This is a genomic window from Psychrobacter sp. P2G3 (assembly GCF_001593285.1).
Taxonomy (GTDB): Bacteria; Pseudomonadota; Gammaproteobacteria; order Pseudomonadales; family Moraxellaceae; genus Psychrobacter.
In genome coordinates this window covers 976,383-994,968 of sequence record NZ_CP012529.1, presented here as the reverse complement: position 1 = coordinate 994,968, position 18,586 = coordinate 976,383, and the positions used below count along the sequence as shown (strand labels likewise).

The window sequence follows — 18,586 nt, the reverse complement described above, 5'->3', positions numbered from 1 at the left end:
CATAAGCACATCTAAACTCAGTAGCTGCTCTTAGCCTTTGGCATTTAGCACTGATACAGCAAAATTAATGGAGCAATATGGAGCAATAATGCCAGAACTGTTACGGATACAAACTCCTGATTTTGAGCTGTCCATTTGGTGTAGCGATATTAGCAAACGGCAAGCTGCTTATCAGGCAACTGTAGAAAAACGCCAAGCACACCATGCGCCTAATGACCTTACTCATTACCAGATACCCGTTATCCGCTTTTCTCCGCCATTATCTATCATTGATGCTACCTTTATGGGTCAGCGAATCGACATAGATGATGCAATTAACCAGTCTACTCTGCTTAACCAAATTGAGATTAATGAGCCTATCTTCTTTGAAAATATCCAATATCAATTTGAATGGGTATTTTTTGATAAAAAGGGCTTTGATGAACAAGCGAAAACTGAAAACGCTTATTTAACCCATCGCAGTCATTTAGTGAATGAAAGCTTTCGATTCGTTGAAGCACATCGCTCAATACCAGCACGTTTGACAGGATCTATTAATACCTCTAACCATGTCGGCTGGATGCGCCTTCCTCTTGAATATGTCACAAACGGTCAAACCCATCAAAGCCATATTGCCTTTGAAGTGCTGCCCACCAAGATGAGCTTGCACGATGACTTGCCAGCGATGTATCGGTCGATTGATAGCGTCTTTCCGCTATGGCGCTTTAGCTTAGTAGAAAAAACCGAGCAGGATGCCGCGAACAGCCAACAGCGTAACTACTTTCCATTGTTATGGTTAGCTAATTTTAGCCATCTGCGTAGCCAACTTGAGCAAGGTCTTAAAGTCATAAACCAAGCACCGCATAGCCGCCTACAAGCACATACCTCTTATAATAAAGCATCACGGCTAAAAGGTAAGCTACCAGCGCGACTGGGTGCAAAAATAAAAGAAGATTTTGCTAATGGTCTGTATGAAAAGCGCTATCAAGTCACCAAAAAACAGCTGAGCGTAGATACTCCAGAGAACCGCTTTGTTAAGATGGTGGTCTCTACCTCCAAGAAGCGACTGGCTGACTTTGAACATAAGCTTAGACAAAACAACGCAGCACCGGATAAACAACGGCTGTCTAACACGTTTTTAGATGAGCTACACCACTGGCAACAGCCTCTACAGAAAACCCTGAAACAAGGCTTTATGACTGATGTCGGTGCTTATAATGGACGTAACCACGAGTCATTGGTATTGCAGCAAAAGGTCGGCTACAGCTCAGTATATCGAATTTGGCAAGAGTTAAAATTTTACCTAGATGTCTTTGATAATCAATCTAATATCTCTATGAAGTCGGTCGCTGAAATTTATGAGGTGTGGTGTTTTTTAACCCTCAGAAACATCTTGCTAGATGAGCTTGGCTTTGAAGAAATAACTACTGAAAAACAGTCACTAAAGTTGAATGACTTTTTTGAATATCAGTTAAAGGATGGCTTCGCTGGTGCATTTGAATTTAAGCGTAGCGATGGGGTTACAGCAAGGCTCGCTCACGAGCCAATTTTCACTAAAGCAGGGGCAGATATTCGCTCATATCTCATCAGCCAGAAGCCTGATATTGTATTAGAGATAACGCTACCTAAACCTAGCAACAAGCGCTTTATTTGGTTATTTGACGCTAAGTACCGTATTAAGACCATTAAAAACCGCTACGATGATACTAATATAAATATCGATACTACCGACTACGTGCCAGATGATGCGATAAATCAGATGCATCGCTACCGTGATGCCTTAATTCGTCTAACAAAGGATAAAGAAAGCAAAGATACGACTGAATTCCAAAAAAGTCGTCCAGTATTCGGTGCTTTTGCTTTATATCCCGGTTACTTTAATCAAGCAGTTACTACGAATCCTTATCTCGATGAGATCAATGAGGTCGGGATTGGTGCATTCGCATTACTGCCAAGCCCCTTTAAAACAGATTCAAATAGTAATAATGGGCATCAGTGGCTATTGAGTTTTTTGCGTCAGCAATTGGGGAATAACCTTGCTACTAACCCAACGTATAATAGTGGCAAAAATAGCAGCGAAATCAAAAATAGCAGTACTGTAAATAGTACCGCTGTCGCATACCGAGTAAACGACCACGACTCTCATGCAGATAAACTCACACAGCATACTCATAATCTTGAAGAGAGTCTCTATTTACAAGATGCTGCACGTATTCCCTATTCAGGTATGGAGCAAGTGCTATATCCTGATCTGATTATGACTATTGCTTTGGGAGGGGGGGGGAAAGGACGCCATTCGGCCTATTTTGATAATTTTAAAAATGGATTGGCTACTTGGTATCATCTGCCTCAAAGTACATTTTTAGGTAAATACAAACAAAACATTGTGAATGAAATACGCTATTTGGCATTGGCAATCACATCTGAGCAAAATACCAATAGCAAGCAAATTACCATGCTTTGGCCTATCAAAAACGTGACTCTTAAATCGAGACGTGCCATTAATGAAGAACAGTCAGGAAAATCATCGGATTCAGTTGACCTTTATTACTTATTTGAGCTGGGTAAGCCATTAACTCTAAAAGATATCATCCATGATGTTTCGGGCGTTTCTTTTACAGAATCAATAAAGCTCACTACCTTAAACCACCTAGAACAAGCAGCTAAGTTTAATGAGCTTAAACAGGTCTATGACCAAGCTTTAGTATGAGCGCCTATCACAAATCCAAAGTACGCAATCTCAGCGCGTTACCAATCATCGATACTGACGACAAGCTCATAGCAGCTGCCGCTATCATTGGACTGAGTAAAGGCCCGAAGAATGGAAAACCGAGCTATGCTTAAGAAACCGTAGAGATAAACTTGGTAAACTAACGACTCAATGAGGAGTTTACTATGACCAAGAAAATCAGAACTTATAGCACAGAATTTAAAGCAGAAGCCGTTAAGAAGATAGCGGACAACAACGGTAATGTTTCGGCCACTGCCAAGCAACTTTGCATAGCGATGCAAGCCTTATCAAACTGGCAGAACAAAGCCAATCAAGGCAAGCTTATTGGCACAGAACAATATGATCTTGAGCTTGTGGCAGCTATTCAGGAAATAAAGCGGCTCAAGCGGCAGCTTAAAGTCGCTGAAGAGGAACTAAAGATCCTAAATGAGGAGGGATAAAGCGAAGCACTGCTTCGCCCCAACGCAAGATGAGAGCTATGCTCGAATGAGGCCACGGCGTACTTTGCAAATGAGGAACGTTAAGAAACAGTCTGGGAGACTGTTTTAGTGACGTAAGGCGTAGGGCTATGCCCGAAGTGACAGTTAGTCAGTTACGCCTTTATATAAGTACAGGTATTTCTAAAAATAAGTACAGACAAATAGATGCTCCAAGTATACAACCAATAAGTCAGCAGTCGTGAAAGTTGGAGTTTTTGCTTTGCTACAACCATCATTTCACGTGCCGTCAAAAGGGGCATACGTCCCCTCTGAGGCCTCAAACAGTTAATTTAACTTAAAGTTATTTATCATAGCTTGGTACTTACTGTGATTCATAAAGTGTTTTGCAGAATATTTTGAACCTATAACTGAGATATGATCTCCATCAAAAGTATACGGAACAGTAATTCCATCAACATCAAAAGTGTTGTTGTTTTCATAGAGCATTGTTCTGTCAATATAATAAACATTGTCATAGTTTTGAGATAAATTATTCAGTCTCATGTTTGCTTCACTTACGAATTTATCGTTACCATCGAAAACATCAATATCAAATGGTTGATCAAAATAAATACTTTTATAAAAACCTTGTAATGGATTTTTTTTGTAATCATAAGGAGCTGCCATAAGGAATATATTTACATCCAGCTTAGCTGCTTCATCAATCAGTATTTCCACATCTTTAAATTGTTTAAATTCTAGAGCATTACCCCATGATCCTGCGAATATTAAATTTTCATAATTTTGCATATTTTCTTTCAGGTACTTTCTATTCAGTAAGCATTGCTCATAGGCCTTATTCGTTTTAGAACCAATAAAGTTTTCAGTAAGAGACGGAACGCACCAATTGGTAACTATTGATTGAAAGGATGCGTCATTAGCCTTAAATACCTCGTCAAAAAATGGTTCATTATGACCAGCAAAAGAATCCCCAAATAGTAATGTCTTGGCATTTTCTTCTTTATTACCTAAATAGCAATCAACTCCCTTACTTTGACTTACTTCAAAACTTGGGTCATGAGATGAATAAAAACAATAACCGTTATTTCTATAAGGTATTTTTAGGTCATCAATAATATTTTTGTCAGTTGCGCTTAACGAAAATCTTTCCTCAATCCCTTTATCTAAAAAAACAAAGCTTCCCATGACTCCAACTACCAATACTATATATATAGGCTTGTGTTTTAAATAAGTAAATAAGTTGCCAAACTCTTTTCTGAAATTGATTTTTTCAACATATTTGTAGCTTAAAAACCCAAGAAGTATAGAGAGTGCCATACCTAAGTAAATATAAGAGCTGCTTAGTGAGAAGTAGTATATACCTACAACAAGTGGCCAATGCCAAAGGTAAATTGAGTAAGACCAAGTCCCTAGTTTTTGGAAGACTATATTGCTCGTAATAATACTATCGTTACGCTGTGCTTGGATAATTAGGAACGATCCTAGAACCGGAAATAATGCTAGGTAACCTGGCCAAGGATTTTCTGCTGATATTAAAAAATAAGAACTGACAACCAAAGCTACGCCTATCCACTCTACAAACTTTTTTCTGCCCTCTTTTAAAGTAAAAGGATAAAAATAGGCAACACCACCAATCAACATCTCCCACGCTCTGGTAGTCAATAGGAAGTAAGAAGCATTGGGCCATTTGTAAGTAGAAAAAACACAAAATATAAAGCCTAGAACTGTTGCCACTAGTAGTATGAGTTTCATAGTCTTTATTGACAGAAACTTGCGCATAGCGACCAGAATTAATGGATAGATGATGTAAAACTGCCATTCTACTGATAATGTCCAAGTGTGTAACAGCCATTTTTCAAGGGAAGCTGCATCAAAATATCCAGCTTCCCTCCAGTACATGACGTTGGATAAAAAACCTATACTACTGGCAACATGCTTACCTAATATTCTGTAATCAAAGGGCGTAAGGTAAAACCAACCAAAAATCATTAGTACTAAGCAAAGCAATGCTAAGGCAGGAATAATTCTGTTGGCACGAGCAACATAGAATTTCAGAATAGAAAATTTCTCTTGCTCAATACCTCTAAATATTATCCCAGTCATTAAGAACCCTGAAATTACAAAGAAGACATCAACGCCAGCAAAGCCACCTGGCATCCAAGAAGGATTAAAATGGAATAGCAGAACAGCGATAACTGCGATTGCCCTAAGGCCATTAATATCTTTTCTAAATTTCATAAGAACACTGTCCAAAAGGTTAATATAAAGTTGTTATAAATATTACTGTAAATACAGCATTGTAGGCTGTACACCAGTCGACTAAGAAGATATCGTCGATGGTATCCTATTTGTATGCGAATGCATAGCTCTACCAGAGAAGTTAATGTCAGTTATATGCGATAGATATCATTTCATTAAGAAGTCTTAATGCCAAATAACAGACCTAAGAAACGTACACAAGAAATCAGCATTAGAGTTACTGATGAAAAATCATAAAAGTTGCATGCTCGTGTAACTATCCCCTAAACTAATACAGCTCAGCCATAGAATTTCTTATAAAATGCCTATAAGGAGTTTTAACATGGGCAAACGAATGGCTGAAACGCAAATTGTATCCATTTTAAAAGAAGCTGATGCAAGGTTACCTGCCAAAGAGCTATGCCGTAAATACGGTATCGCTAGTTCAACCTTCTACAAATGGAAGTCCAAATACGGTGGTATGGAAGACTCTGATGTGAAGCGTCTGATGTGAATCGTCTGATGTGAATCGTCTGATGTGAATCGTCTGATGTGAATCGTCTGATGTGAATCGTCTGATGTGAATCGTCTAAAAGAGCTTGAAGAAGAAAACCGCAGACTCAAACAGATGTATGCTGATTTAAGCTTAAAATCTCAGATGCAGGAAGAGATTATAAAAAAGCTATAGAGCCTGTTGTCGAGCGCAAAGTTTGGGCGCAAGAGCTACAGGCACAGTATGGTCCCACCATTTCGTCCTGACGCGCCTCCTCCGCAAATATCTTGCTCGAGCACTACCACATTACAATCTGGTTCGTATTCCTTGATAGTTAAAGCGGTCCATAGACCAACAAAACCACCTCCGATAACCACTATATCAGCTTGATGCTTGCCACTTAATATAGGCAATACTTCTACTGGAGCAATGGACTCTTGCCAGTAGCTTCGTTTTAAAGGCTTTGTTAGGTTTAGTTTCATGATTATCTCGCCGATTGCTAATATTCTTAATTGCTAATGATTTGAGGGGCTTTCCTAGAATGAGTTTACTCGCTGCTGTACTCGCTATAGAGCCAGCAATAAATAACTTAATAAGCCTATTTTGTTCGTACTGACTTAATTTATTCTTTCGCATTACGCTATCCTAAATTATTTCGCTTATCTATAGCCAAACCCATTTAAAAGTGTTATAAACTAATTATTAAACCCAATTGTTATCATAAAGACCATGACTTACTCACTAGATTTTCGCAAACAAGTACTAAAAAGCTTAGACGAGGGTATGACCATGTATTCTTTGGTTGCCGCCGTACAGCCCAGACCTAAACCCTATCGAAAAGAAATGGGCTCAAGTGAAGTTTCTACGCCAAGGTTGGATGCAAAATGACTTATCCAAATTGTTTTATGATATTTGTCCAAGGCATAACATTTTTATTTTGAACTGACTATAGAACAGACCCATTATTTATTATGCCACTACCCTGCTTTGATTGAGTCTAAATACTTGACTAACTCTAATTTAAAATTTATACCGTGTTTGAAAGTCCAGTTATCGTTATAGTCCATAAAAAAGGGCTACCACTGTGTTCAATGGTAGCCCTTTAAATCACTTTTTTGTTAAATTGTCTTAGGTATATTTAAACCACATTATGCTTAATACCCAATACTATTTGGATAAATCCAAAGTACGCAATCTCAGCGCGTTACCAATCACCGAAACTGACGATAAGCTCATAGCTGCCGCTGCTATCATAGGACTAAGAAGAAGCCCAAATACGGGATAGAGCACACCTGCGGCAATTGGAACACCAAGCGCATTGTAAATGAAGGCGAAGAACAGGTTCTGTCTGATATTACGCATGGTTGCGTGGCTAAGCTTATAGGCTTTGGCAATTCCCATTAAGTCACCTTTTAGCAGGGTAATCCCTGCACTCTCCATTGCCACATCAGTGCCAGTACCCATAGCAATGCCGACATTCGCTTGCGCTAGCGCTGGCGCATCGTTGATACCGTCACCTGCCATCGCCACCAATTTACCACTGTCTTGCATCTCTTTGACGATGCGGTTTTTGTCCTCTGGTGACACATCCGCATGGACTTCATCAATGCCTAACTTGTTAGCGACTGCCTGCGCGGTTTTTTCGTTATCTCCCGTTAGCATAACGACTTTTAGTCCCGCGTCATGAAGCAGTGAAATAGCTTCTTTGGTGCTTGGTTTAATAGGATCAGCAACTGAAATAATACCAGCAGCTTTACTATCTATCGCCACGAACATTACCGTTTCACCGTCCTTTCTACGGACGTCGGCTTTAGTAGATAAATCCTGATCGAAGCTGTTTAAACTCTCCATAAGCTTTGAGTTACCAATAGCGACTTTCTTACCATCGACCACGGCTTGTACACCTTCGCCAGTAGTCGAATTAAAGTCAGTAGCTTTAGGAATAGTGAGTGATCTTTCTTGAGCCGCTCTAACGATAGCTTCTGCTAAAGGATGCTCGCTCGCGCTTTCTACTGCCGCTACCAGTGCGAGGAACTCGTCTTCATCTTGACCTGCGAGCGCATCAATTGCGGTAAGCTCGGGCTTACCAGCGGTGAGCGTTCCAGTCTTATCAACGACAATAGTGTCAACCTTTTCCATCGTCTCTAGTGCTTCGGCGTTTTTGATCAGTACGCCATTTTGTGCGCCTTTTCCCGTACCGACCATGATTGACATCGGCGTTGCAAGTCCGAGCGCACAAGGACAAGCGATAATGAGTACCGCGATAGCGTTGACCAGTGCATAGGCCATAGCCGGCTCAGGTCCGAATGTCGCCCATACAATAAAGGTTATGATAGAGCTGACAATGACAATGGGCACAAACCAACCCGCTACTTGGTCTACTAGGCGCTGGATAGGGGCACGGCTGCGCTGGGCTTCGGCGACCATTTGCACAATTTTGGATAATACCGAATCTGCTCCGACATTGACCGCTTCGACCAATAGCGTGCCAGTGCCGTTCACCGTACCGCCGGTGACCGTATCACCTTGCACTTTTGAGACAGGAATGGGTTCGCCCGTAACCATTGATTCGTCAACATTGCTATTACCATCGAGCACAGTACCGTCTACTGGCAGCTTCTCTCCAGGTCTAACTCTTAGCTGGTCACCACTGATGACTTCATCAAGTGAGACTTCGACTTCGTTGCCGTTTTCATCGACACGTCTTGCAGTCGGCGGTGCGAGCTCAAGTAAAGCACGGATTGCGCCCGAGGTCTGACTTCTGGCTTTTAGCTCCAGCACTTGACCAAGTAGCACTAAGGTTACGATGACAGCTGCCGCTTCATAATACACACCGACTTGACCAGCGCTATCTCTGAAACTGTCTGGAAAAATATGCGGGAAAAAGGTCGCGATAATACTAAAAATATAAGCAGCGCCTACGCCTATCGCAATCAAAGTAAACATATTTAGATTGCGGCTTTTTATAGACTGCCAGCCTCGAACGAAGAACGGCGCGGCGCCCCACAGTACAACGGGAGTAGCAAGCGCTAATTGCAACCACTGCGAGACGGGGCCTGAGATATCATATTGACCAATATTATCTAAGTTTATCCCGAACATATCGCTCATCGCGTATAAAAATAGCGGTATGGTGAGTACGGTACAAACCCAAAATCGACGGGTCATATCGTCAAGCTCAGACGTATCTTCTTCGCCGATGGTGACCGTTTCTGGCTCAAGTGCCATGCCGCATATTGGACAGCCACTATTTTCAACGTCTCGGACTTCGGGATGCATAGGACAGATATAGACCGTACCCTTATAATCGTCTGGTACTTTGTCGTATTTACCGCCTCTGATAGACTTTACCTCGCTACTACCCTTTCCATGACAACTGTCGTGACTATCATCTTTAGCAACCTCGTCTTCATGTTTAAGAAACATGCCACATATTGGGCAATCACTTTTTTCAACATCTCTAACTTCTGGATGCATAGGACAAATATAAATCGTACCGTTATAATTTTCGGGTACTTTGTCGTACTTGCTGCCTTTGATAGACTTTACCTCAGCACTATTATCAGTAGTATCCGTACCATGACAATGCGCATGACTGTCTTCATTGTCTTTGGAATCAGCGACCTCTTTAACAACTTGGTCTTCAGGTTTGAGTGCCATGTTGCATATTGGACAGCCACTATCCTCAATATCTCGGACTTCGGGATGCATTGGGCAGGTATAGATTGTGCCACTATAGCCAGCAGGTACTTTATCGTACTGTCCACCTTCTATAGACTTTGTATCGTCAATATGTTTCATAAAACCACTCCTTGAAGACCATGAGTAGAGATCTTGAATCAGTTATATCAACCGCTGATAGCCGTTGTTTCTACTCTTGCTTTACACGCTTAACAACTTAGTTAAGCGTAAGACTCAATCTCGTTTACGCAGATATTTGAGCAGCGACATAATTACTAATACTAATATGGCAAAAAACAGTAGGGCAAATACTAAACAGACAACCATCATTCCCCAGCTCATACCATGCATCATCGATCCATTCATCATGCCATCCATAGGCCCATTCATCATACCGTGCATCATAATAACCATTATAAGTACTCCTTATTTGTTATTTCCTTAGTATAAGTAATGATATAGTACTGGCGTGTGAACGTATACCTTTCAATAGGCTGCTTACTTAATGACACCTAATATGAAATGCTCAAAATTTACGACTGTTTATTCCAACTCATCAATAAGTTGCTGCATCTCATCGATTTCACGCTTTTGGGCTTCGATAATGTCATCAGCAAGCTGACGTACACGCGGATCTTCGATATCAGCACGTGAACTGGTTAAAATAGCAATCGAGTGATGCGGTATCATCGCTTGCATCCAATCCACTTGATCGACTGTTTGTTGTGATCTAACGCCCCATAGACCAAAGGCAAATAGCACGACGCTAATCCCATAAACCATTAGGTTGACCTTAGTCTTTTTATACATATTGGTCATAAAGGCGAGCATGATAATAGCCATCATAGCGCCCATATATAACGCCATATAAGCTCTGGTTTCGCTAAAATAAACGTGATCCCATTGATAAGTATTAAAATACATCATGATAAACATCACCACTGTCGATGTTAAAATCATCAGGGTGAACTTCACATAGGGGTTCATTTGCTTCTGTTTATTATCCATATGGTTATTCATATTCTTGTCCTTAATTTAGTAAAAAAGGCACCTAAATGAAGAGGTGCCTTTTTTTGGAGCTAGTGTTATAAACTGTTTTTTGCTTACATGGTTAACACTAGAACCAAAATTTCACACCAGCTGTAACGCTACTAGAATCAACAGCTTCGTCTTCTTGACGTCGCAAATCTCTTGCGTTGCCTAAAGCGGTCTCATAGCTGATACCCACATAAGGTGCGAGCTGACGACTTAACATCTCGTAAGTAAGCCTAACGTCAGCCCCAAACTCATTAAAGCCTTTAGTAATATGGTTATCCGTATCATCTTTGCTAAATGCCGTCAGCTCTACTTCTGGAATCACTACCCAATGTTGATCTAAGCGCCACTCGTACTCTGCACCTAGATCTAGACGAACTTGCCCATCAGTATATAAATAAGCTCTAGCATCGGTTTCGATGAAGTAAGGTGCAGTGCCTGCAATACCAGCCATCACGGCAGATTTATCATTTTCGGTATCATAAGCAACACCGGCTTCCCCATTCCAAAAAATACTAAGTGGCTTCCAGTAAGCGAGTGAGGTTAAACTATCAATTTCTTTATCGTCTTTAGTTTGGATACTACCTTCGCTACGTAGCGTTACGCGGTTGCTGTCTGTACCGTACCACGTATCAAACTCATAATTGATTTGATCCTCCTCGAACTGATAGCCCAGATCGTCTACTGATACGCCCCATAACGGTAAGCTACCCATCATCACAGGCTTACCAAAGCGACCATAGGGAACACCGTTCGAGTAGTCAGGGCTTCGAGCATCGGCTGGTGCTTCGCCACCTTGCATCCCTGACATGTCCATACTGCCATGATCCATGCCCGACATATCCATGCCACTATGATCCATACCTGACATATCGCCCGACATATCCATGCCACTGTGATCCATATCAGACATATCGCCTGACATATCCATGCCACTATGGTCCATATCTGACATATTGCCCGACATATCCATGCTGCTGTGATCCATACCAGACATATCCATACCAGACATATCCATACTGCCATGATCCATGTGCGACATCTCAGCAGCATTTGCTAAAGGTGACATTAATAACATCAAAGATGACATGCCAATAAACGGTAGACCTACTTTATATATTTTCATAATAAGGCTCATATTCGAAGGTTTATTAAACAACGGCAACTTCTCTAAACATCCCTGCTTCCATGTGATAGAGCAAGTGGCAATGCCATGCCCATCTGCCAGCTTCTCCGGTGACATCAAAGCTTATCTTTTGTGCAGGCTGTACCATTATCGTATGCTTACGTACTTGAAACTCACCTGAAGGCATCCGCAGATCGCTCCACATACCATGCAAATGCATGGGATGATTCATCATGGTGTCATTGACTAAGGTAATACGTACGCGCTCGTTGGGCTTAATATTGACCGGTGCGGCATCTTTGAACATAACTCCGTCTAGAGCCCAAATATAGCGCTCCATGTTTCCCGTCAGATGTATTTCAATCTCTCTGGTGGGTTTGCGCTGCTCTGCCATTATCTCATCGCCGACAGAGCGCAACTGGCTATAATTCAAAACCTTTCTATCAATGTTACGTAGATTAATACCAGGGTCATCAAGGTTCATACGCGGACTATCAACGCGCATATCGGACTTAAAGTCATATTCTGTCTTAGCATGCTTGGCTTTATAGCCATCAGCGCCCATGGCGCCCATCATGTCGGCCATCGTCAGCCATTCGATTTTGTCCATAGCAGGTATCGTAGGACGAGCGCCTTTTTTGGTCGAAAGCGTTGTCGCAACGTAGCCTGACCGATCTATGTTTTGAGCAAATATGGTATGCGCGTCTTTAGTCGGCGTCACGATGACATCATAAGTCTCGGCCACCCCAATACGGAAATCATCGATATCGACAGGACTGACATCAATCCCATCCGTCGCGACGACTTTCATTTTTAAGCCGGGGATGCGTACATCAAATATCGTCTGCGCTGAACCATTAATAAAACGTAGTTTGACCGGCTGTCCAGCCTTGACAAGTTGCGTCCAGTTAGCCGCTGTCGTTTTACCATTCATCAAATAGGTAAAGGTCTTTTCACCGGACAGATCAGTAAAATCTGTCGGCATCATCCGCATCTGATTCCACATTTTGCGCTTATCAAAAGCTGCTTCTAGATCTGTTGCGGCAATATCGGACAGTAGCTTTTTGAAATCTGGTAAATGATAATTATCAAAGTCGGCGCGTTGCTTTAATAGTTTCAGTAAGTTATGCGGATCGCGGTGCGTCCAATCACTGAGTAAAATGACATGGTCTTCCTCGATAGGATGACGTTCGCGTCCTTTTGGCTCAATGACAATGGCCCCGCGCATACCAGTTTGTTCTTGGAATCCAGTGTGCGAGTGATACCAATAAGTGCCAGATTGTTTTAGCGTAAATTTATACGTAAAGGTGCTATTCGCTGGGATACCATCAAAACTAATACCTGGCACGCCATCCATCTCGAATGGCACTAGCAGACCATGCCAATGGATAGAGGTTGACTCATTCATCTGGTTATGGACGCGTATCACTACCGTATCACCCTCGCGCATTTTTAGCGTCGGCGCTGGTAATGAGTCATTAATGAGTGTCGCCGTGCTTGATTTTCCATTAACAATAATGGGTTTTTTGCTGACATAAAGATCAAACTCTTTGCCTGTCAGTATGGGTACTTTATGCTCGGGTTTATCACTGTTAATGACGGCGTTTTTTTGATTTGCACCCAACGCACTATTGGCAATGGTTGGTAACGTCGATAACATAGACGCGCCAAGTAGCGTAGATGACCCTGTCAAAAAACGTCGACGGTTAAGCATGTTTTTATTATTCATAATGATGACCTAACTTAATCTGCGAGATGGTGGTTAACTCTATTCAAACCAAAACTACAATTGCTGTTGCGGCGACTCAACATCAGCATAAACGCTTGTCGTACCGTCTTTATTAATTTGCATAATTTGATACGGCATAAATTGGTTTTGATACTCCATACCAGGGCTACCGACTGGCATACCGGGTACAGCAAGACCGATAGCATCGCTAGGCGGATTTTTTAAGAATTGTGCCATGTGCTTGGCGGGGACATGGCCTTCAAAGACATAACCATCGGTGGTGACTGCGGTATGGCAAGACTGCATTTGCGGCGGTACGCCATAACGCTCTTTGAATAAAGACAAGTCTGCAACATCGTTCGCCGTTGCATTTAGACCATTATCTTCTACATAACCTACCCATTCTTTACAACAGCCACAATTGGCATCTTTATAAACAGTGGCAGAAACATTTTTAAGGAGATCTGATTGGTTTATCAAAGGAGCCGTCACCGCTGTAAGCTCAGCTTGTGGTTCTACTACCTGAGCCGTTTGTGTAGCAACCGTTGGCTCAGGTTGTACAGGCTTTGAATCAGATGCGCTCGTATTTGATTGGCTACAAGCCGCTAATAATAGTGAAGATGTCACCATCACTAAAAGAACACGACCAGATAACCGGTTGTGTTCATTAGAAAAAATATTGGTATAGCGTCTCATAAAGCCACTCCTAAGCGTTTGTTTACATATTTGATATTCTAAATACTTTACCCTGCATCTAAAGTAGTATGGGCCTAATATAAAATGTTAAGCGCAGCACCTATGCAGTATTGCTCAGTACTGCGTTGTTGACATCAAAAACCATGTGTTAAAACCCATGTACTAAAACCACGATACTAAAAACCATAATATTGAAAATAATTAATGCTGCATTCCAGATTCATCGCCCGACATATCCATATTGCCATCAAATGACATATCCAACATATCGTCGTCTAACCTAGTCGTTAGCATGGTGTACTGACTTTCATTCAATTCAGGTAATGATCTAATAAAAGCAACCATTGCCCACATCCTATCGTCATCATGAGAAGCTCCCCATGCTGGCATTCCAGATGCCATGATGCCATGTTTAATCGCCCAAAAACTTTGTTGTGCACCCGCTTCCGTCTGATAACGTTCAACAACATCAGTCTTGGTAAAGTTAGGCGGTTTAGGATATAGACTCTCGCTGAAATCAGTCTTTTCTACCCCAGGAGACAAATGACAGCCTGCGCACATATCTTTGTAATCCGCGCCACCAGTGCTAATCATGTCCACCTGTTCTAAATCTGGAACGATGATATCTTTACTCGCGTTTTCTATAGAACGATTACGAGCTGTCTCCAAGAAATTGTAGACCATAGGACTATGCTCTTGATCGGCCCCAACATTTGAGACGCCACTGATAACGACAATGAAAATACCAGCAATTGCGACAACAACAGTAAAAAGTGCCCCCAATAAAAATTTCATATACTTATCCTAAAAATCCATTTTTGTTAATACATCACTATCATTTAACAAAACTGCTTATTTAATAAAACTGCCTAATAGTGATGTATATTTAACAGGACTAGATTTGAAATTCTTAAGACTTACTGTCACTGCTCACACAGTGTTTTTGGTACATTTGTTTCATTTTGCCCATATTAGCCATCATTGCTTTCATAGCAGGGTCATTCATATCCATTTTGCTATGATCCATTTTGCCCATCATTTGCACATGCTTTTCCATCTTTTCGCAGTTCATTTGATCCTTTTCAGCATGCATTTTTGGATCATGTGCCATAGCAGACGTTGAAACGACTAGAGCAACAGCAGTAACGATGATTGATTTAGGCATTGATTTGAATAGTGACATAATTAATTCCTTGTTTGATTTGATTAACAGCTTATAAAGCGTAGGTTTGGGTTGAATTCAGCTTTAATGTATTGAAACTTAAAGAATATATTGTCACTTAAAGTTGTCAAAGACTAAGGCTATTAAATCAGTTTAAATGATAACTTACTCATTCTGACTGACAGATGACACTAAGATGACAATTCTGTCATCTTCGCATCTATAGATTTTAATGCTGAACGTAATCCTTTAGTATTGTCTTAGCATTACTGTCACGATCTCTACCGTACTTGTCTACAAAATACTTTTCAGCTTGTAGATGTTGATCTTGGTGCTGAACCTGACAGGCCGCTCTTGCATTGACATAGCTTTTCATTTGAGCATCAGATATCTGCGCATCATTGTGATCAGCATTTTTTGCAAATTCAGTAACCGCATCGCAGTTGTCGATAATCGAAGTACTTAGGTTGGTAGTATGAGCATTTGCTGCTGACATGCCAATAAACATCGACAGTGATAATAGAGCTGCATTTTTTAGACCATAATTTTTCATATAATACTCTCAAAAATAAATAATTGGACATTCAAGTAGAATGTTTGTTAGTGAAGCTATTTATAGAAGTCATCTTTATCTTCTAAAGGCCATCTCTAGCAGACAAAGCTTTCTATTTAGCGTTGATTAAGGATACTAAATTGAGACTGACAGCTTAATGACGAATACATGACATGTTTGTTAGAAATAAATAAATCTTGTCATACTCTCCAATAAGACCAAATGCTAAAACCCACGGTGGCACCTATGCTTTTTGGCCCGCGCAGTTATATCAAGCATCTTCTGTTAAGCTACGAATCATTAAAGTGCAGTAAGAAATGCTATTAATATAAGAAGTGCTATTAATATAAGAAATATTATTAAAAAGGATAGGCTATGAAAGTATTACTGGTAGAAGATGAGATAAAGCTTGGAGAGTATATAAAAAAGGGGCTAACCGAGGCTGGCTTCATCGTTGACCACCATATGACTGGTCTAGACGGCTATCATGCCTTGATGACAGATGAGTTCAGCGTGGTGTTAATGGATGTGATGCTACCTGATGTCAGTGGCTTTGAGTTGATACGCAATTACCGCGCTGCTGGGAAGCATACGCCCGTCCTGTTTTTGACTGCAAAAGATGATCTGAGTGATAAAATCAAAGGCATTGAAATCGGTGGAGACGATTATCTAACCAAGCCTTTCGCCTTTGCAGAATTAATAGTCAGAATAAAAAGTCTGTTGCGCCGTGCCAATCAATCTGATTATAAAAGTACTATTATGGAGTTAGCAGATCTAAAAATGGACATTGCCAAGCGCACCGTATATAGAGGCGACAGCGCCATTAAGCTGACTGCAAAAGAGTTCTCCCTATTGCAGTTTTTGTTAGAACGCCAAGGTGAGGTATTGCCGCGCTCCGTCATCGCATCGCAAGTATGGGACATGAATTTTGATAGTGATACCAATGTCATTGACGTCGCTATAAGACGTCTCCGACTCAAAATCGATGACGAGTTTGCTATAAAGCTGATTCATACCGTGCGCGGGATGGGTTATAGATTGGATGCCGTAAATACTTCGGATACGAATACTGATAGCGCTACAATCAATGACAATGCAATGAATAGCGTTGCCATCAATAGCACTGAAGCCAAATAAAATGAAATATAACTTCGAAAATCGACGCTTACCACTGCTATGGCGGACAATTTTTTTACTGACGATATTCGTTGTTATCTCTCAAATCGTTATTTACATTTGGGTTCAGCGCTCTGTAAATGGTCACTTTGAGCAAATGGATTCAGAGATTATTACTCATGCCGCCTTTAATCTACGCAAGCGAGTAACCCATCTCGATGAAGAAACGGCTTCTCCAACTTTACCCTCTTCAATATCTTCATCAACTTCGCTGAACTCGCCCACTTTACCAGCACAAGCGCCAGCACCAATTGGAGCTGACCACCTGCATTCCTCTTGGCTAGACTACGATCTAAAGACGCTCGTAGCCGATAAAAACGGCCGCTTATTGTCTAGCACTCCTAGTAGTTTTGCCGATGAATTGCCCACAGATTTTAACCTGTCATCTCTATGGCAAGACCATCACGAACAGCAGTTTGTTATAGAGATAAATAATAGAAGTTACCGAGCAGTTATCATTCAAGACAATCAAATGCTCGCGCTTATCGCCCTGCCTATTGATGTCCATCATCAGTATTTATTACAGTTTAACCGCCAGCTCAGTATGATATTGATAGCGATTACCCTGCTATTGGTGTCAGTCGCAGCATTAAGTGTCTACTGGGGTTTTGCGCCTTTATCTACTATCGTACAAAAGATGAAGGGCATCAACCCTGAAAAGCTGGATGAACGAGTCATCGTCAATGATATGCCGCGCGAGCTACGACCGCTTGCTGAGTCTTATAACTTAATGATGAGTAAGCTTGAGAGTAACTTTGAATCATTATCGCGCTTTTCGGATAACATCGCGCATGAGCTGCGTACCCCGCTTGCAACCCTTGGTACTCAGACTCAGGTCATGCTTAGCAAGACGAGAAACACCAATGAATATATCGAGCAATTGCATCATCAGCATGACACGCTTGAGCAATTATCTGCGCTGATTAATAACATGCTCTTGCTAGCTAAAACTCAAAAAGGGCTTTATGACTCTCAACTCAACGTTGTCGATACCGAGTCACTAATCACAAAGCTTATCTCCTACTATGAAATGATAGCGGAAGATCGTGAGATAGCTTTTGAAAAAACGGGCAACTTTGGCGCAGTATTAGGCGATGAAGGCTTGTTGCAAAGATTGTTTGCCAATCTAATGTCAAATGCCATCTATTATGCGGCTAGTGATAGCGTCATTACTATTGCAGCATCTGCGATTGCCACTACTTCTATTGCCTCTCATCACGTGGTAAATAGCGCAAAAGTCAATGTAGCAAGCAATGTAAAAAATAATGACATCCAAAATCTAGGGCAAACAATAAAACAAACCTCTAAACCATCACCTTTAAAAATAACCATCACCAATCGCTTGGACGAACCCTTGACTCAAACTGAGGCGAACAAATTATTTGAGCGCTTCCATCGTCATCATAGAACGACAACTATGCATGCAGGATCAGGTCTGGGATTATCCATTGTGCAAGCTATCGTCAACGCCCATAACGGCAAAGTCAGCATTACTATCAAAGATGATTATTACTTCCAAGTTGAGGTAATTTTGTAGCACTCAAAGT

General features: G+C 41.2%; 15 protein-coding genes and 3 pseudogenes. 7 read left to right on the top strand and 11 right to left on the bottom strand.

The window, feature by feature from the left end:
• Positions 1-88 precede the first annotated feature (88 nt).
• The 3 genes and pseudogenes from AK823_RS04265 to AK823_RS13920 all read left to right on the top strand — a co-directional run.
• A complete protein-coding gene (locus tag AK823_RS04265; RefSeq protein WP_068326537.1) occupies positions 89-2,689 on the top strand; it encodes a restriction endonuclease-like protein in 2,601 nt (866 codons plus the stop codon).
• Positions 2,686-2,823 carry a hypothetical protein gene (locus AK823_RS14115; RefSeq protein ID WP_158510471.1) on the top strand — a complete coding sequence of 46 codons (138 nt, stop codon included), beginning with the start codon at positions 2,686-2,688 and terminating at the stop codon, positions 2,821-2,823. The genes AK823_RS04265 and AK823_RS14115 overlap by 4 nt, the downstream gene beginning before the upstream one ends.
• Before the next feature lie 51 nt (positions 2,824-2,874).
• Positions 2,875-3,141 (top strand): annotated as a pseudogene (locus tag AK823_RS13920) (transposase); the annotation flags it as partial.
• 333 nt (positions 3,142-3,474) lie between these two features.
• Here the strand turns inward: AK823_RS13920 and AK823_RS13915 are convergent.
• Entirely contained in the window at positions 3,475-5,388 is a 1,914-nt protein-coding gene (locus AK823_RS13915) for an acyltransferase family protein (RefSeq protein WP_082785632.1), read from the bottom strand.
• Between the two features lie 343 nt (positions 5,389-5,731).
• On the opposite strand from AK823_RS13915, the pseudogene AK823_RS14220 reads away from it, so the two are divergent.
• Positions 5,732-6,028, top strand: a pseudogene (locus tag AK823_RS14220) (transposase); the annotation flags it as partial.
• A 384-nt stretch (positions 6,029-6,412) separates the two neighbouring features.
• On the opposite strand, the pseudogene AK823_RS14215 reads toward AK823_RS14220, so the two are convergent.
• A pseudogene (locus tag AK823_RS14215) lies at positions 6,413-6,517 on the bottom strand (IS1595 family transposase); the annotation flags it as partial.
• Positions 6,518-6,610: 93 nt separating this feature from the next.
• Here AK823_RS14215 and AK823_RS14210 point away from each other — a divergent pair.
• Positions 6,611-6,769 carry a hypothetical protein gene (locus tag AK823_RS14210; RefSeq protein ID WP_228138908.1) on the top strand — a complete coding sequence of 53 codons (159 nt, stop codon included), beginning with the start codon at positions 6,611-6,613 and terminating at the stop codon, positions 6,767-6,769.
• Between the two features lie 279 nt (positions 6,770-7,048).
• On the opposite strand, the gene AK823_RS04240 is transcribed toward AK823_RS14210, so the two are convergent.
• From AK823_RS04240 to AK823_RS04200, 9 genes are all read right to left on the bottom strand, one after another.
• Complete coding sequence (locus tag AK823_RS04240) at positions 7,049-9,682, bottom strand: copper-translocating P-type ATPase (RefSeq protein WP_068326529.1); 2,634 nt, start codon at positions 9,680-9,682, stop codon at positions 7,049-7,051.
• Positions 9,683-9,796: 114 nt separating this feature from the next.
• Positions 9,797-9,976, bottom strand: coding sequence for a hypothetical protein (locus tag AK823_RS04235; protein WP_068326526.1), 180 nt, complete (start codon positions 9,974-9,976; stop codon positions 9,797-9,799).
• Between the two features lie 129 nt (positions 9,977-10,105).
• Positions 10,106-10,582: a DUF305 domain-containing protein gene (locus tag AK823_RS04230; RefSeq protein WP_068326524.1), complete on the bottom strand. Its 477-nt coding sequence runs from the start codon at positions 10,580-10,582 to the stop codon at positions 10,106-10,108.
• Positions 10,583-10,679: 97 nt separating this feature from the next.
• Positions 10,680-11,723, bottom strand: coding sequence for a copper resistance protein B (locus AK823_RS04225; protein ID WP_068326520.1), 1,044 nt, complete (start codon positions 11,721-11,723; stop codon positions 10,680-10,682).
• A gap of 25 nt (positions 11,724-11,748) precedes the next feature.
• Positions 11,749-13,452 (bottom strand): copper resistance system multicopper oxidase, encoded by a 1,704-nt coding sequence (locus AK823_RS04220; RefSeq protein ID WP_068326517.1) that lies wholly within the window; start codon positions 13,450-13,452, stop codon positions 11,749-11,751.
• A gap of 54 nt (positions 13,453-13,506) precedes the next feature.
• Positions 13,507-14,148, bottom strand: coding sequence for a DUF411 domain-containing protein (locus AK823_RS04215; RefSeq protein WP_068326514.1), 642 nt, complete (start codon positions 14,146-14,148; stop codon positions 13,507-13,509).
• A 201-nt stretch (positions 14,149-14,349) separates the two neighbouring features.
• The gene (locus AK823_RS04210) at positions 14,350-14,943 is read right to left on the bottom strand and encodes a cytochrome c (RefSeq protein WP_068326510.1); all 594 of its coding nucleotides are present in this window, start codon (positions 14,941-14,943) and stop codon (positions 14,350-14,352) included.
• 115 nt (positions 14,944-15,058) lie between these two features.
• Positions 15,059-15,331 (bottom strand): hypothetical protein, encoded by a 273-nt coding sequence (locus AK823_RS04205; RefSeq protein WP_068326508.1) that lies wholly within the window; start codon positions 15,329-15,331, stop codon positions 15,059-15,061.
• Between the two features lie 208 nt (positions 15,332-15,539).
• Positions 15,540-15,863 carry a hypothetical protein gene (locus tag AK823_RS04200; protein WP_068326506.1) on the bottom strand — a complete coding sequence of 108 codons (324 nt, stop codon included), beginning with the start codon at positions 15,861-15,863 and terminating at the stop codon, positions 15,540-15,542.
• A 375-nt stretch (positions 15,864-16,238) separates the two neighbouring features.
• Between AK823_RS04200 and AK823_RS04195 the strand changes: the two genes are divergently transcribed.
• Positions 16,239-17,000, top strand: a complete 762-nt coding sequence (locus tag AK823_RS04195) for a heavy metal response regulator transcription factor (protein ID WP_228138907.1) — start codon at positions 16,239-16,241, stop codon at positions 16,998-17,000.
• Position 17,001: 1 nt separating this feature from the next.
• Positions 17,002-18,576 (top strand): ATP-binding protein, encoded by a 1,575-nt coding sequence (locus AK823_RS04190; protein WP_068326503.1) that lies wholly within the window; start codon positions 17,002-17,004, stop codon positions 18,574-18,576.
• Positions 18,577-18,586: the final 10 nt, after the last annotated feature.